The 14,799-nt window shown below is 73.4% G+C and carries 15 protein-coding genes and 1 riboswitch; of the genes, 10 read left to right on the top strand and 5 right to left on the bottom strand.

What is annotated here, in order from left to right; genetic code table 11:
• Positions 1-71 precede the first annotated feature (71 nt).
• Entirely contained in the window at positions 72-311 is a 240-nt protein-coding gene (locus AB0B39_RS20935) for an acyl carrier protein (protein ID WP_007463517.1), read from the top strand.
• A gap of 2 nt (positions 312-313) precedes the next feature.
• Positions 314-1,540: a beta-ketoacyl-ACP synthase II gene (gene fabF, locus AB0B39_RS20930; RefSeq protein ID WP_234589208.1), complete on the top strand. Its 1,227-nt coding sequence runs from the start codon at positions 314-316 to the stop codon at positions 1,538-1,540.
• Between the two features lie 75 nt (positions 1,541-1,615).
• Here the strand turns inward: fabF and AB0B39_RS20925 are convergent, their stop codons facing one another.
• The 3 genes from AB0B39_RS20925 to AB0B39_RS20915 all read right to left on the bottom strand — a co-directional run bounded on the left by AB0B39_RS20925 (position 1,616) and on the right by AB0B39_RS20915 (position 4,210).
• Complete coding sequence (locus AB0B39_RS20925; protein ID WP_234589209.1) at positions 1,616-1,834, bottom strand: hypothetical protein; 219 nt, start codon at positions 1,832-1,834, stop codon at positions 1,616-1,618.
• Positions 1,835-1,900: 66 nt separating this feature from the next.
• On the bottom strand, positions 1,901-3,625 hold the full coding sequence (locus tag AB0B39_RS20920) for a glycoside hydrolase family 3 N-terminal domain-containing protein (RefSeq protein WP_357575122.1): 1,725 nt from the start codon (positions 3,623-3,625) through the stop codon (positions 1,901-1,903).
• 93 nt (positions 3,626-3,718) lie between these two features.
• Positions 3,719-4,210 (bottom strand): DUF3145 domain-containing protein, encoded by a 492-nt coding sequence (locus AB0B39_RS20915; RefSeq protein WP_007463525.1) that lies wholly within the window; start codon positions 4,208-4,210, stop codon positions 3,719-3,721.
• A 309-nt stretch (positions 4,211-4,519) separates the two neighbouring features.
• Here AB0B39_RS20915 and AB0B39_RS20910 point away from each other — a divergent pair, with 309 nt between their 5' ends.
• Positions 4,520-4,849, top strand: a complete 330-nt coding sequence (locus AB0B39_RS20910; RefSeq protein ID WP_007463527.1) for a hypothetical protein — start codon at positions 4,520-4,522, stop codon at positions 4,847-4,849.
• A gap of 70 nt (positions 4,850-4,919) precedes the next feature.
• Here AB0B39_RS20910 and AB0B39_RS20905 read toward each other — a convergent pair whose 3' ends face one another.
• A complete protein-coding gene (locus AB0B39_RS20905) occupies positions 4,920-5,540 on the bottom strand; it encodes a carbonic anhydrase (RefSeq protein ID WP_357496477.1) in 621 nt (206 codons plus the stop codon).
• 147 nt (positions 5,541-5,687) lie between these two features.
• Here AB0B39_RS20905 and AB0B39_RS20900 point away from each other — a divergent pair, with 147 nt between their 5' ends.
• The 5 genes from AB0B39_RS20900 to AB0B39_RS20880 all read left to right on the top strand — a co-directional run bounded on the left by AB0B39_RS20900 (position 5,688) and on the right by AB0B39_RS20880 (position 11,897).
• Positions 5,688-6,632: an alpha/beta hydrolase gene (locus AB0B39_RS20900; RefSeq protein WP_357575121.1), complete on the top strand. Its 945-nt coding sequence runs from the start codon at positions 5,688-5,690 to the stop codon at positions 6,630-6,632.
• A gap of 107 nt (positions 6,633-6,739) precedes the next feature.
• Complete coding sequence (locus AB0B39_RS20895) at positions 6,740-8,857, top strand: AAA family ATPase (RefSeq protein WP_357496472.1); 2,118 nt, start codon at positions 6,740-6,742, stop codon at positions 8,855-8,857.
• 106 nt (positions 8,858-8,963) lie between these two features.
• Positions 8,964-9,881 (top strand): cation diffusion facilitator family transporter, encoded by a 918-nt coding sequence (locus AB0B39_RS20890; RefSeq protein ID WP_234589214.1) that lies wholly within the window; start codon positions 8,964-8,966, stop codon positions 9,879-9,881.
• A 141-nt stretch (positions 9,882-10,022) separates the two neighbouring features.
• A riboswitch (cyclic di-AMP (ydaO/yuaA leader) is annotated at positions 10,023-10,154 on the top strand.
• A gap of 53 nt (positions 10,155-10,207) precedes the next feature.
• A complete protein-coding gene (locus tag AB0B39_RS20885) occupies positions 10,208-11,227 on the top strand; it encodes a hypothetical protein (RefSeq protein ID WP_357496799.1) in 1,020 nt (339 codons plus the stop codon).
• Positions 11,228-11,348: 121 nt separating this feature from the next.
• A complete protein-coding gene (locus tag AB0B39_RS20880) occupies positions 11,349-11,897 on the top strand; it encodes a hypothetical protein (RefSeq protein ID WP_357496470.1) in 549 nt (182 codons plus the stop codon).
• A gap of 472 nt (positions 11,898-12,369) precedes the next feature.
• Here AB0B39_RS20880 and AB0B39_RS20875 read toward each other — a convergent pair whose 3' ends face one another.
• Positions 12,370-12,822, bottom strand: a complete 453-nt coding sequence (locus tag AB0B39_RS20875) for an SRPBCC family protein (protein ID WP_234589216.1) — start codon at positions 12,820-12,822, stop codon at positions 12,370-12,372.
• 171 nt (positions 12,823-12,993) lie between these two features.
• Between AB0B39_RS20875 and AB0B39_RS20870 the strand changes: the two genes are divergently transcribed.
• Together AB0B39_RS20870 and AB0B39_RS20865 are read left to right on the top strand one after the other, a co-directional pair.
• A complete protein-coding gene (locus AB0B39_RS20870; RefSeq protein WP_357496467.1) occupies positions 12,994-13,971 on the top strand; it encodes a PfkB family carbohydrate kinase in 978 nt (325 codons plus the stop codon).
• Positions 13,968-14,795, top strand: a complete 828-nt coding sequence (locus AB0B39_RS20865; protein WP_357575120.1) for a 5'/3'-nucleotidase SurE — start codon at positions 13,968-13,970, stop codon at positions 14,793-14,795. Before AB0B39_RS20870 ends, AB0B39_RS20865 begins: the two co-directional genes overlap by 4 nt.
• Positions 14,796-14,799: the final 4 nt, after the last annotated feature.

Genomic DNA, 14,799 nt, shown 5'->3' with positions numbered 1-14,799 from the left:
GTACGCGCTCCAGGAGCGGCGGTCGGCGAGGTCGGCCGCCGGAGAACCCCCTATGAGAGGAACCAACCGCAATGACCCGTGACGAGATCACCACCGGCCTCGCCGAGATCCTCGAAGAGGTTGCCGGGGTGAACCCGGACGACGTGGCCGAGGGGAAGTCCTTCACCGACGACCTCGATGTCGACTCGCTCTCCATGGTGGAGGTCGTCGTGGCCGCCGAGGAGAAGTTCGGCGTCAAGATCCCGGACAACGAGGTGCAGAACCTCAAGACCGTCGGGGACGCCGTCAGCTTCATCGAGGCGCAGTCCTGATCATGAGTCGTCCTGACGTCGTCGTCACCGGGCTCGGCGCGACGACCCCGCTTGGCGGGGACGTCGCGTCGACCTGGGACGCCATGCTCGCCGGCCGCTCCGGGGTGAGTGCCCTCACCCAGGAGTGGGCCGCGCAACTGCCGGTCCGGATCGCCGCCCAGCTGGCCGTGGAGCCGTCCGAGGTGCTGGACCGGGTCCGACTGCGCCGGCTCGACCGCTCCGAGGCGATCGCGATCATCGCGGCGCAGCAGGCCTGGGCGGACGCCGGCCTCGCCGACTCCGGCCTGGACGGGGAGCGGCTGGCCGTCAGCGTCGGCTCCGGCATCGGCGGTGCCACCACCCTGCTCGCCCAGGACGACATCCTGGAGGCGTCCGGGCCGCGGCGGGTCTCCCCGCACACGATCCCGATGCTGATGCCGAACGGTCCGGCCGCCTGGGTCGGGTTGGAGCTGGGCGCCAAGGCCGGCGTGCACACGGTGGCCAGCGCCTGCGCCACCGGCGCCGAGGCGATCGCGCTCGGTCTGGACATCATCCGCGCCGGCCGGGCCGACGTGGTGGTGGCCGGCGGCACCGAGGCGGTCATCCACCCGCTGCCGATCGCCGGTTTCAGCTCGATGCGGGCCATGTCGACCCGCAACGACGACCCGGAGCGCGCCTCCCGCCCGTGGGACCGGGGCCGCGACGGCTTCGTCCTCGGTGAGGGCGCGGGCATCGTGGTGCTGGAGCGTGCCGACCACGCCGCAGCCCGCGGCGCCCGGGTGTACGCGCGCCTCGCCGGCGCCGGCATCACCTCCGACGCGTACGACATCGTGCAGCCGCACGCCGAGGGTGAGGGCGCCATCCGGGCCATCGCCCGGGCGATCGCGGACGCGGACATCGCCAAGCAGGACATCGTGCACGTCAACGCGCACGCCACGTCGACCCCGGTCGGCGACATGCTGGAGATCGGCGCGCTGCACAAGGCGCTCGGCGACCACCCGGTGCTGGCCGCGACGAAGTCGATGACCGGTCACCTGCTCGGTGCGGCCGGTGCGCTGGAGTCGATCGCCACGATCCTGGCCATCCGCGACGGCGTCGTCCCTCCGACGATCAACCTCGACGACCCGGAGCCGGGCCTCAGCCTGGAGGTCGCCGCGCACAAGGCACGCCACATGGAGATCCCCGCCGCGCTGAACAACGCGTTCGGCTTCGGCGGCCACAACGTGGCGCTCGTCTTCGCACGGCCGTAAGACAGCGGCCGTGACACAGCGGCCGAGCTGCGGTTTCACCGAAGGGCCCCCTCGCGAGGGGGCCCTTCGGCACGTTCAGCCCCGGTTGCGGGGATGCTGCCTGGCGGTGCGTTCGTTGCCGTGGCGGTAGTTGCCGGTCCAGCGGGCCATCACCAGCTGCGGGTCGTCGTCGACCTCGGCGAGGAACTCCGCCGCCCGGGTGCCGCGCAGTTTGCCCGCCACCCGGCCGTGATGCGTGATCACCACCGTGCCGTCAGCACGCCTGTCGTACCGGAAGCCCTGTGGAGTTGCCATGCGACGAGGCTGCCAGGTCGACGCCCTCTCCGGCGACGCGATTTCCGGCCCGCGGGCCCGGGGGAATCACGCGCCGCAGGTGGTGGCAGGCAGGCCGGGCACCGCCACCGGGGACCGACCACCCGGGCGGGCCTTACCGGCCAGCACGGCGGCCAGGGCGGTCATCGACGCCCGGCTGGAGGAGTACGTCGCCAGCAGCGTCGGCGAGGTGGCCTTGGCCAGCACGTACGGGGTGTCCATGGCGACGGTGACCGCCGCGTCGGCGCGCAGGTCACTGTCGCCGTCGCCGTAGCCGACGAGATGCACCACGGTCCCGCCGCTCGGCTTCACGGTCACACCGGCCTTGGTCAACGCGGTGGTGAGCGCCGCCCGGGTGCCGTCGCGGCCATTGGAGGAGGTGACGGTCACGGGCCCGTGCACCGCTTTGCCGCAGGCGCCCCGCAGCACGGTGACCGCACCGGCGGCCAGCGCGTCCGCCGCCGCCCGGTGCGCCGGGGTGTTCAGCGTGGACATCGGCTCGGTGGGGGCCGTCGCCAGTCGGAACTTCATGGTCAGCACCCGGGTGACCGCGTCGACCAGCCGGGCGCGGGGCAGCGAGCCTCCGCGCAGGGCGGCGAGCAGCCCGTCGTACGCCTGACCGACGTTCGGGGTCATGAGGATCAGGTCGTTGCCGGCGTTCAGCGCCCGGACGGCGGCCTCGCCGGGTGCCCACCGCTTCGCCGGCGGCATGTTCATCCCGTCGGTGATCACCACGCCCTGGAAGCCGAGCTGGCCTCGCAGCACGTCGGTGAGCAGCTTGTGGGAGAAGGTCGCCGGGGTGCCCGGGTCGATGGCCTGCGCGTCCAGGTGGCCGGACATCACGGCCATCGCGCCGGCCTCGAACCCGGCGGTGAACGGTGGCCACGCGCCGCTCTGCAACGCCGCCGCGGACTGGGTGAGCACCGGCAGGTCCTTGTGCGAGTCGTCAGCGCTGTGGCCGTGCCCCGGGAAGTGCTTCAGGGTGGCCGCGACGCCGCTGGCCTGCAGGCCCCGGACCGCGCCGCCGACCTGGGCGGCGGCCTGCTTGGGGTCGGCCCCGTACGACCGGGAGCCGATCACCGTGCTGCGGGTGGCCAGCACGTCGGCCACCGGGGCGAAGTCGATGTTGATGCCCAGCGCGGCGAGTTCGGCGCCGGCGGCCCGCCAGGCGGCCTCGGTCAGCTTCGGGTCGCCGGCCGCGCCGGCGGCGAGCGCGCTGGGCAGGATGGTGACCCCGTCGGTGACCCGGGTGACGACGCCGTACTCCTGGTCGGTGCCGATCAGGAAGGGCGCCGGGCCGGCGGCCAGCCGTCCGGCGGCGCCCCGCAGCCCGGTGGTCAGCTCGTGGACCTGCTTGGGGTTGTCGACGTTGGTGGTCTCCTGGTTGCCCTTGGTCGGGTCGTCGGCGCTGAAGCCGACCAGGATCAGCCCACCGAGCCGGTACTTGGCGATCATGTCGGCGGGGGTGTCGACACCGGCGAGGGCCTGGTTACCGGCGGCGGAGCCGGTCGAGACCTTCGTGGCGGAGTCGCCGTACGCGTACGGCATCAGCACCTGCCCGACCAGGTCCTCGTCGGAGAGCGTCGCGACGAGGGCGGCGGCCCGCGCGGCCGGGTCGTCGGACGGGGTCGCGGCGGGAGCGCTCGGGGCCGCCGAGGCGCCGGTCGGACCGGGCGTCGGATCGGGCCGGTCCGGGGCGCCGGAGCAGCCGGAGACGAGCAGGGCGGTCAGGGCGGCGACGGCGACACCGGCGTGTCGCGGGCGAATCGGCACCCGCCCATCCCACCAGCTTCCCCCTTATCGGGGCAACTTGACCTTACCGGTCGCAGCGCCAGGGAGCGGCTGGCCAGCGGACGGTGCCGGCGGTCAGCCCACCCGGGTGAGCAACGTCACCGGCGCCCCGTCCCCGGCGTACCGGTAGGGCTCCAGGTCAGCGTCCCAGGCGGTGCCGAGCGCCTTGTCGAGGGCGTGCGACAGCGCCTCCGGGGCCCGCGCGGAGGCCATCAGCGCCCGCAGCCGGTCCTCGCCGAGTTGGATGTCGCCGGCCGCCCCGACAGTGGCCCGGAAGAGGCCACGGGCGGGCACGTACATGAAGCGCTCACCGTCGGCGCCGGGACTCGGCTCCTCGGTGACCTCGAAACGGATCATGGGCCACTGCCGGAGGGCAGCAGCCAGCTCGGCGCCCGTCCCCGGACGGCCGGTCCACCCGCACTCGGCCCGGCGTGCGCCGGGGTCGACGGGCTGAGCCGTCCACTGCAGGTTGACCGGCGCGGCTAGGACGCGCGCGATCGCCCACTCGACGTGCGAGCACACGGCGAGCGGGGTCGAGTGGACGTATACGACGCCACGCGTTGGCACGGTGACCTCCCGGAGAGCGAGGTGCGTCTTCCCCTACGACCTCGTCCACCAGAGTGGCTCGTGCAACACATGATTACCCGTGTGACGGATGGTGCGCCAGAGAATCGGAAAATTCGCCGGCCGGAATAGCCGGACGGGTGGTCTCCGTTGCCTCTCAGGACACCGCGACGACCAGCCTGATGTCGTGGTCCTGTACAGTTCCATCGGCGGCTTGTGCCGCGCACAACTTCGTGGGTCGACCCCGGTGGTGGCCCGCACACAGCCCCCGGACGTTCCAGTCCTCCCGTACGTCTTGCAAGGAGTACCTCCGTGGCGAGCAACACCTCTAAGACCGCGCGCGCGTCCGTCCGGGCCGGCCAGGCTGGCCAGGGTGGCGCCCTCAGCGTGCTGGGCGAGTTCAAGTACCTCATCCCGCTCAACGGCGGCAAGCACGCCTACGTGCGCAACCTGACCAACGGCAAGACCGCGCACCTGCGCACCGACTCCGACGCCTTCGTCGAGGAGATCCGGGTGCTGGCCGCCGCCGGCCACGCCGCCAAGATCCGGGCGGAGATCAACAACCTGGCTGCCGTTCACCCGAACGACGGCTGGGAGGCCACCGAGAAGCGCCTGGTCGCGGCCGGCGTCTTCGAGGGCTGAGCCCTCCCCCACCACAGCACCAGCAAACCGCCCGCCGGGAGTTCCCGGCGGGCGGTTTCGCGTTCGGCACTCAGGTGGGGTCGAGCAGGGCGACCTCGCCGGTGCGCAGGTCGTAGAGGCCACCCACCACCGCCACGCGACCGGCCGCGACCGGGCCGACCAGCAGGTCGTCCGCGCGCAACGCGTGGACCGTACGCCGCACGTGCCGGCGGATCGCCAGGGGATGCACCGCCGGATCATCGAGCCCGACCTCGGTGACCGCCGGAGCGATCTCGTCGACCAGGTGGGCGAGCGAACCGCCGGGCCGCTCCCCCGAGCGCAGCGCGTCCACCGTCGCTCCCACCGCCCCGCACCGCTCGTGCCCGAGCACCAGCACCAACGGCACGCCGAGCTGACCCACCACGTACTCGATGGAGCCGCGCACCGCACGGTCGAGCACGTGCCCACCGGTACGGATCACGCAGATCGCGCCGAAGGTCTGGTCGAAGATCGCCTCCAGCGGCACCCGCGAGTCGATGCAGCCGAGCACCACCGCGTACGGCTGCTGGTCCCCGGAGGCGGCCGCCGCGGCGGTGACGTCGTGGCCGTGCACGGGTTGGCCGCTGATGAACCGCCGGTTGCCGGCGAGCAGCTCGGCCAGCGCGGCGCGGGGCGTACCGCCGGCCTGCCGCCCCTGTCCCGCCACCTCCATGCCGTTCAGCTTGGCCCGCGGGCCGCGGCCACGGGCGGGGTCGGGAATGTTCGCCGGGCGCGATTGGCGGGGTGTTCCGGCGGGTAGCCGGTGTTACCGCCGGGTAATCCGGTGCTGGTGATGCCGGGGCGGCCCGGGGAGGTGGCGATGCCGGAGCGGTTCGAGGTCGGTATGCCCGACGGCGTACGGCTGCACGTGGAGGTCACGGGGCCCGCGGACGCCCCGGTCACTGCCGTCCTGCTGCACGGCTGGACGCTGGACGGGCGCAGCTGGCACCGGCAGGTGGACGCGCTCACCACCTCGTCCGGCGACGCGGTGCGGGTGGTCGCCTACGACGCGCGCGGCCACGGCCGGTCCAGCTGCATGGCGCTGCCCACCGCCACCCTGGCCCAGCTCGGCGACGATCTGGCGGCCGTTCTCGACGCGGTCGCGCCCAGCGGTCAGGTGATCCTGGTCGGGCACTCGATGGGCGGAATGACGATCATGGAGTACGCGCACCGCCACCCCGACCATTTCGCCGCCCGTACGGCCGGCCTGGTCTTCGTCTCCACCACCGCCGAGGGGCACACGCACACCGTCTACGGGCTCTCGCCGCGCATCGCCCGGCTGATCCGGCTCGCCGAGACGACGGGCGCCGGTGTCCTGGCCCGGTGCGGCTCGTGGCGCGCGCCCCGGGCGCTGCTGAACGCGCTGCAACCGAGCATCCGGTGGATGCTCTTCGGCGACCGCTGCGATCCCTCCGACATCCGGCTGGTGACCTCAGCGGTGGCCCGCGCCTCGCTGCGCTCGATCGGCGGCTTCCGCGCCTCGATCGGCGCCCAGCACCGGCTGGACACCCTCACCGCGCTGGCCCACCTGCCGGCCGCCGCCCTGGTCGGCGACCGGGACCGGCTGACCCCACCGCCGTGCGCCGAATCGATCGCCGCCGCACTGCCGGCCACCGAGCTGACCGTCTGTCCGGGCGCCGGACACATGCTGATGATGGAACGCCCGGACGAGGTGAACGCCGCGCTGACCGGCGTACTGCGTCGGGTGCTCGCCGCACCGGCGCGCGACGGGCTCGACGCGAGCGCGACCGGGACGCGTCGCTGAGCACGTTCGCGCACCTCGGGCGCGAAGCGCCGGGCTCGGGGCCGTACCCTTCTGCGGTTGGCCCGCGCGGTTCGCGCCGCTTGCCGGCGACATCGAAGGAGCGTGCGTTGACCGACCAGACCGCCCTGGAGCAGGAGATCGCCGTCGAGCAACGGCACCTCGACCGGGTGTACGCCCGACTGGCCGAGCTGCGCCAGTCCGCGGTTCGGGCCGAACGCGACGGCTACCGGATGGCGCGGGTCGGCACGTTCGGCGCGCTGGTCGAGCGCGACGCGATGGTCTTTCACGCCGCGCAGCGGCGGCACACCCTCGACGCCGAGCACGAGGGGCTGGTCTTCGGCCGCCTGGACCTGCGCGAGGGGCAGGTGCTGCACGTCGGGCGGCTCGGCATCCGCGACGAGGACGCCACGACGCTTGTCGTCGACTGGCGCGCGCCGGCCGCCTCCGCGTTCTACCAGGCCACCCCCGCGCAGCCGCTGGGCGTGGTGCGTCGCCGCACGATCGGGTCCCGCGCCGAGCGGGTGACCCGGATCGAGGACGACCTGCTGGACCCCACCGCCGCGCCGGAGGGGATGACAGTGGTCGGCGACGGCGCGTTGCTGGCCACCCTGTCCCGGGCCACCGGTCGGGGCATGCGCGACATCGTGGCGACTATCCAGCGGGAGCAGGACGAGGCGATCCGGTCGCCCGGCTCCGGGGTGACGATCGTCGCGGGCGGCCCGGGCACCGGCAAGACGGCTGTCGCCCTGCACCGGGCGGCCTTCCTGCTCTACTCCGACCGCAGCCGGTACGCCGGCGGGGGAATCCTGGTGGTCGGGCCGTCCACAGTCTTCGTCGAGTACATCGCCTCGGTGCTGCCCTCGCTCGGCGAGGACACGGCCACCCTGCACTCGCTGGGCACCCTCTTTCCCGGGATGACCGCCACCCGCACCGACCCGCCCGAGGTGGCGGCGGTGAAGGGCTCACTGCGGATGCGCCGGGTGCTGGAGCGCGCCGCCCGCGACGCGGTGCCGGGCGGCCCGGGTGAGCTGCGGCTGCTCTACCGGGGCACGCTGCTGCGGCTGGACCGGGCCGAGCTGGACCGGATCCGGGACCGCGCGCTGCACCGTGGCGCCCGGCGCAACGAGGCACGCCGGGCCGGCTTCGACGGTGTGTTCGCCGCGCTCTGGGCGCAGGCCCGCGCGGTGGGCATCACCCGGCTGCCGGAGCAGCGGGCCTTCGAGGGCGAGATCGCCGAGCGGCCGGAGTTCCGGGAGTTCCTCAAGGCGTGGTGGCCGCGCCTGCACCCCCGGCACGTGCTCGGCTGGCTGGCTCGCCCGGACCGGCTGCGTCGGTACGCCGGCGGGATCCTCTCCGGCGCGGAGATCAGGCTGCTCACCACCGCGTACCAGAGCCTGGAGACCGCGGGTCTGACCATCGCGGACGTGGCGCTGCTGGACGAGTTGGACGCGCTGCTCGGCAAGCCCATGCAGCCGGCGCGAGCCCGGCGCGATCCGTTCCAGCTCGCTGGGGGCGTACGCGAGCTGAGCACCGCCAGCGACCGGCAGCGGGCCGCCCGCGCGGCGGCCCGGGAGCGTCCCGAGGACTACCGGGAGTACGCGCACGTGGTGGTGGACGAGGCGCAGGACGTCTCGCCGATGCAGTGGCGGATGGTCGGGCGGCGGGGCCGTCTGGCCTCCTGGACCGTCGTGGGCGACCCGGCGCAGACCGCGTGGACGGGTGATCCCGAGGAGCTGACCCGCGCCCGGGACCAGGCGCTGGGCCGGCGCAAGCGGCACGATTTCACGCTCACCACCAACTACCGCAACTCGGCGGAGATCTTCGCGGTGGCGGCGGCGGAGATCCGCCGGCTCTACCCGGACCTGTCGCTGCCGACCGCCGTCCGCTCCACCGGGGTCGACCCGGTCGAGCTGGTGGTGCCGCCGGCCGGCTTGGAGACCGCGGTCGTGGAGGCGGCCTCCGGCCTGCTGGCCGAGGTGGACGGCACGGTCGGGGTGATCACGCCGGTCACCCGTCGCGACGAGGTCGCCGGTTGGCTCGGCTCACTCGGCGCGGCGCGGCTGCAGGTGGTGACCAGCCTGGAGGCGAAGGGCATGGAGTACGACGCTGTGGTGCTGGTCGCCCCGAGCGAGATCCGGGCCGATCCGGGCTCCGGCGTACGCACGCTCTACGTGGCGCTCTCGCGGGCCACTCAGCGGCTCACCACCATCGACCCGACCGGCTGACCTGCGGGTTGCGGGGTCGGCGGGTGGACCCTTCCGTACAGTTGCATACATAGCGATGTGAGCATACATTTGACCGGGTCCCGGGTGGCGAAGGAGGGTGGATCTCGTGGGAGCAGGTCATGACCACCACCACGGGTCGGTCGCCAACGCCGCCCACCAGCACCGGGGCCGACTCTGGGCCGCGTTCGGGCTGCTCGCCACCCTGATGGTGGTCGAGGGCGTGACCGCCTTCCACACTGGCTCGCTCGCCCTGCTCTCCGACGCCGGGCACATGTTCACCGACGTGCTGGGCATCGGGATGGCGCTCGCCGCGATCACCGCCACCCGGCGGGCCACCGGCGACCCGCAGCGCACCTTCGGGCTCTACCGCCTCGAGGTGCTCGCCGCCCTGGCCAACGCCGTCCTGCTCTCCGGCGTGGCGGTCTACGTGCTGATCGAGGCGATCGGGCGGTTCGGCGACCCCCACGAGGTGCTGACCGGCCCGATGCTCGCGGTGGCCGTCCTCGGCCTGCTCGCCAACGTGGTCGCGTTCGCGCTGCTGCGCGCCGGCGCCCGGGAGAGCATCAACCTCCAGGGCGCCTACCTGGAGGTGCTCGGCGATCTGCTCGGCTCGCTCGGCGTGATCGGCGCGGCGCTGCTCATCGCGGTCACCGAGTGGTGGTGGGCCGACCCGTTGGTAGCGGTCGCCATCGGCGTGTTCATCCTGCCGCGCACCTGGCGGCTGGGTCGCGCCGCCGTCCGCATCCTGGTGCAGGCCGCCCCGGAACACCTCCAGGTCACCGCCGTGCACGACCGACTGGCCGCGGTGCCCGGCGTCGTCGAGGTGCACGACCTGCACGTCTGGACGCTCACCTCGGGCATGGAGGTGGCCTCCGCACACCTGATCATGGCGCCCGGCGGGGAGGTCGGCGCGGTGCTCACCGCGGCGCGCAGCGCCCTGCGGGAGGACTTCCGCATCGAGCACGCCACGCTCCAGATCGAGCCCGGCGCCGCCCCGGACGCCTGCGGTTCGATCGAGTGGTGATCCCTTAACTGACGAAATGACCGTTCAGCAGTCATTTTGGGTGGTGGCGCGGACACCTTCCGTCACATCGACTGCACACGCCCCACCTGCACCGGTAGGCTCGTCCCCGGCCACCACCCGGCGGCGCCCTCCCGGCGCCGGTGGCGGCCGCCGCCTAATCACCCGAGAGGGCGAACCGGGGAACCATGTTCCTGGGGTGCATCCGCGTCAGCGGTAGGGATCTTCCGTCCCGAACCCGTCAGCTAACCCGGTCGGCGGCTGACGGAAGGACATGCGTAGTGGCACCAGCACGACCACCCGCCGCCCGACTCGCGGCACTGATCGTCATGATGGTCACCCTCGGCGTCGCCCTCCCGGTGGGCGCCGCCACCGCCGCTCCCCCCGGCGGCCTGCGGGCCGCCGCGGCACCCGACGGCGACGAGGAGGGCGGCACCCCCGCGCTGCGGGCCCAACTGGAGGCCGCCAGCAAGGGCTACCTGGACGCGAAGCGCGCCCTGGACACCTCCGTCCAGCGACAGCAGCAACTCGCGGCAAAGCTGAAGACCACCGAGGCCGAGATGACCGTGCGCAACGGCAAGGTCGGCGAGATCGCCGGCGTGGCCTACCGCACCGGCCGGCTCAGCACCGTCTCGGCGCTGCTCAACACCAACACCCCCGAGGGCTTCATGGACCGGGCGGCCGCGCTGGACGTGGTGGCCGCCAACGAGGACCGGGTACTGCGCGACCTGCACGCCACCCGGGACGAGGCCAACCGCACCCGCACCGCCCTGGACGGCGAGATCCGCGAGCAGCGCAAGCAGGTCGAGGTGATGGCCAAGCGCAAGGAGCAGGCCGAACGGGCCCTGACGGTGGCCACCAGCAAGCCGCGCACCACCGCCGCCGACACCAGCTCCAACCGGGGCACCTCCACCGCCAACGCCCAGCCCGCGCCGCGCAACTCCGACGGCTCCTGGCCGTCCGAGTCGTGCAGCATCAACGACCCCACCCCGGCCAGCGGCTGCATCACCCCCCGCACCCTGCACGCCCTCAACCAGGCGAAGGCCGCCGGCTTCACCCGGTACGTCTCCTGTCACCGCTCGGGCGGCTCGGGCGAACACCCGAAGGGTCGGGCCTGTGACTTCGCCGCGCAGAAGGGCGGCTTCGGCGGGGACGCCACCGGCGGCGACAAGACGTACGGCAGCAATCTGGCCGCCTACTTCATCCGCAACTCCGACCGGCTCGCCGTGCTCTACGTGATCTGGTACAGGCAGATCTGGCTGCCCAGCAGCGGGTGGAAGTCGTACAGCGGGGGGAACGGCGACCCCTCCAGCGACCACACCAACCACGTACACCTGTCGGTGTACTGACCCTGTCGGTGGCCGGCGCACCGTCGAGCGGGTGCGCCGGCCCCGGGTACGTCAGCGGACGTACCCCGGACGTCGCCGGCGGTCGGACGACCCGGCCGGGCCGGGCCGGCAGCATTCGGGTATGCCGCGAATACCGCCCGCCACCCGCAAGGCGCTGCTCACCCTGCACCTCATCACCTCGCTCGGTTGGCTCGGAGCCGACCTGGTGCTGCTCACCCTCGGCATCGCGGCACAGCGCGGCGCCGACCCGGCAGTGGTCTACCCGGTCGCCGGGCTCGTCGGCACGGTGCTGTTCGCGCCGCTGAGCGTGCTCGTCTGGCTCGTCGGCGTCGCCAGCGCGCTGCTCACCCCGTGGGGCCTGGTGCGCTACCGGTGGGTGCTGGTCAAGCTGGTGATCACCACGGTGATGGTCGGGCTGGTGCTGTTCCTGCTCACCCCGAACCTGCGGCACGCGAGCGCGCTGGGCGCCGCCCTGCCCGCCCGGGACCGCGCCGACCTGGTGATCGCGCCCGCGGTGTCGACCAGCCTCATGATCATCGCGACAGTGCTCTCCACGTACAAGCCCTGGGGACGCCGACCCGCGCGACCTCGCCGCCCCGGGACCGCACGAGCCGCGACGCAGGCTCCTCGCGCCGCCAGCACCGGGCATGATCGCGCGATGACGGGGTGACCAACGCCGTCACCATCGCGATGACGCCGGGGACGGGCGAGGTACGAGCCTGATCACGACGGCCGCGCGCCGGGTGCCAAGGGGGTGCGCACGTCCTTTGCTCTGCTTCAGCGGAGGCAACACGGATGGCCCTCGCCTGTCGACTCCGCTGAAGCAGAGCAAAGGACCACGCTCACGCATCCGGTCGCCGGGTCGGGCCAGGCCGGGTCGAGCCGGGTTGCGCCAGGCCAGGCCGCGTTGCGCCAGTCCGGGCCGCGTCATGCCAGGCCAGGCCGGGCCACGTCACGCCAGGCCACGTCACGCCAGGCCGGGCCACGTCACGCCAGGCCGGGCCACATCACGCCAGGCCGGGCCGGGCCGCGCCAGGCCGGGCCGGGCCGCGCCAGGCCGGGCCGCCTTGCGTTGCGCCGAACCGGACGGTCCCGGCTGCGCTGGCGTCGCGGCTATCAGGCGGCCTCGACGGGTCGCGGGCTCAGGGCGCGGGGCGGTCGAGGGCCGCGCCGAGGCGGGTGGCCAGGGCGAGGTGGGCGGCGCGGGCCTGGCCGAAGGCGTACCGGAACAGGGGTGTCGGCGCGCGCAGGGTGATGTCGACGTCGATCCGGACCAGCCCGTCCGGCTCGGCGCGCAGCCGCGTGTGGTTGCGGACGGTGGTGGCCGGCCACTGGCGGGCCACCGTGACGATCTCGTCCGGCTCGCAGATCAGCACATCCGCCTGGTAGGTGGTGCGAAAGCGCAACGGCCCCACCGCCAGCCTGTCGTTGATCGTGTAGCTGGCCTGCGCGCCCGGACGGGGCCGCACCCGGCGGACCCGGACGATCAGGGGGTGCAGGTCGCCCTGGCGGGTCAGGTCGCTCAACAACGCCGCAGCCTCGGCGAGTGAGCAGCGGGCCTGGACGGTGTAGCTGAAGCTGTCGCTGCTGAGCACACCGTCTCCCGACGTCGCTGGTCGCACGATCGTCCCGTACCCGGCGCACGCTGGCAACGCCCGGACGGACACCGTGCGTTGTCCCGGTATTCGCGCAGCGTTCCGATTACGGTCGGCTGATAGGAAATCACCGGTTGCGACGAAGGGTGGACGCATGTTCGGTGACGACCGGTGAGCGGGCACGTGATGGTCTTCGCGCCCACCCCACAGCTGACGGTGACCGTGGACCAGCCGAACGACCAGCCCGAACTGCACCTGCACCCCGGCGGCCAGGGCGTCTGGCAGGCCCGCATGGTGCTGTCGCTCGGGGTCCACGTGGTGCTCTGCGCCGCGCTCGGTGGCGAGATCGGTCAGGTGCTGGAGCCGCTGCTGGTCAGCGAGGGGGTGGACCTGAAGGTGGTGGTGCGCGACTCCGGCAGCGGCGGGTACGTGCACGACCGGCGGGGCGGATCCCGACAGGAGGTCGTGGACGTCCCCGGGGACCGACTGAGCCGCCACGAGCTGGACGAGTTGTACAACCTGGCACTCGGCGAGGGACTGCGCGCCGACGTGAGCGTCCTCAGTGGTCCGAACGCGCCGTGGCTCGTCCCGGCCGACCTGTACCGCCGCTTCGCCGCCGACCTCGGCGCCAACGGCAGCCGCGTGGTGGTCGACCTGTCGGGCGATCACCTGGGCGCCGTACTGGACAGCGGCGTGTTCTTTCTCAAGGTGAGTCACGAGGAGCTGATCCGGGACGGTCGCGCCCGCAGTGCAGATGGCCCCGAGCTGACCCGAGCGATGTACGACCTGCACGCCGCCGGCGCCGAGACGGTGGTGGTGAGCCGAGCCGACCAGCCGGCGCTGGCGCTCATCGACGGGGAACTCTTCGAGGTGCGGATGCCCCGGCTGGAGGCCGCCGATCCGCGTGGTGCGGGCGACTCGATGACCGCCGGGGTGGCGGCCGTGATCGCCAGTGGTGGCGACATCCGGACCGCCATCCGCACCGGCGCCGCGGCCGGAGCGCTGAACGTGACCCGGCACGGGCTGGGCACCGGACGGCTGGACTCGATCACCGGACTGGTGGAGCGGGTCCAACTGGTCCCGGCGGACAGCCGACAGCAGGAGCGGACCACCCCCGACGAACTGGCCGACCGGGTGGTCGAGCGATGACGCTGCGGGTGCTCGTCACCAACGACGACGGGATCGCCGCGCCGGGCATCCGGGCGTTGGCGCTGGCCGCCGCCCAGCGGGGCCTGGACGTGGTGGTCGCGGCGCCGCGGGAGGAAGCCAGTGGCGCCAGCGCCGCGATGAGCGCTGTGGAACGGGACGGACGCGTGGTGGTGCACGACCATCCGCTGCCCGACCTGGCGGGTGTGCCGGCGTACGGGGTCGCCGGCTCGCCCGGCTTCATCACGCTGATCGCGCTGCACGGCGCGTTCGGCCCGCCGCCGACGGTCGTGCTGTCGGGCATCAACCGGGGCGCCAACGCCGGCCGCGCCGTGCTGCACTCCGGCACGGTGGGCGCCGCCTTCACCGCCGCCTCGAACGGGTGCCGGGCGATGGCCGTCTCACTGGACGTGCTCTCCGCGGGCGAGGCGACGGCCGGCAGCGGCGGGGCCGCGGTGGACGCCGCAGCCCGGGTACGCGACGCCGAACGGCACTGGGACACCGCCGCGCGGGTCGCCCTGGACCTGCTCCCCCGGTTGACCGCCGCGCCGCCGGAGAGCGTGCTCAACGTCAACGCACCCGACCTGCCGCACGGACAGTTGCGCGGGGTACGTCGCGGCTCCCTGGCCAGCTTCGGTCAGGTGCAGATGACGGTGGCCGAGTCGGGGCACGGCTTCGTGCGTACTGCGCTGGAGGAGCCCGGCCAGGCCGCGCAGCCCGGGACGGACCTGGCGTTGCTGGCCGCCGGGTACGCGTCGGTGACGGCCATCCGGGCGGTCACCGAGGTGACCGACGTGGACCTGATCGGTCTGGACGAGCAACCCTGACGGC

It is taken from the genome of Micromonospora sp. NPDC049114 (assembly GCF_040648635.1).
GTDB lineage: Bacteria > Actinomycetota > Actinomycetes > Mycobacteriales > Micromonosporaceae > Micromonospora.
The sequence above is the reverse complement of the archived record's forward strand: the minus strand, read 5'-3'. Positions and strand labels throughout refer to the sequence as shown.

Coding starts and splice junctions, on each gene's coding strand:
- AB0B39_RS20935 (WP_007463517.1), top strand. CDS start 72: ATGACCCGTGACGAGATCACCACCGGCCTCGCCGAGATCCTCGAAGAG.
- fabF (WP_234589208.1), top strand. CDS start 314: ATGAGTCGTCCTGACGTCGTCGTCACCGGGCTCGGCGCGACGACCCCG.
- AB0B39_RS20925 (WP_234589209.1), bottom strand. CDS start 1,834: ATGGCAACTCCACAGGGCTTCCGGTACGACAGGCGTGCTGACGGCACG.
- AB0B39_RS20905 (WP_357496477.1), bottom strand. CDS start 5,540: ATGGAGGTGGCGGGACAGGGGCGGCAGGCCGGCGGTACGCCCCGCGCC.
- AB0B39_RS20900 (WP_357575121.1), top strand. CDS start 5,688: ATGCCGGAGCGGTTCGAGGTCGGTATGCCCGACGGCGTACGGCTGCAC.
- AB0B39_RS20885 (WP_357496799.1), top strand. CDS start 10,208: ATGATGGTCACCCTCGGCGTCGCCCTCCCGGTGGGCGCCGCCACCGCC.
- AB0B39_RS20880 (WP_357496470.1), top strand. CDS start 11,349: ATGCCGCGAATACCGCCCGCCACCCGCAAGGCGCTGCTCACCCTGCAC.
- AB0B39_RS20865 (WP_357575120.1), top strand. CDS start 13,968: ATGACGCTGCGGGTGCTCGTCACCAACGACGACGGGATCGCCGCGCCG.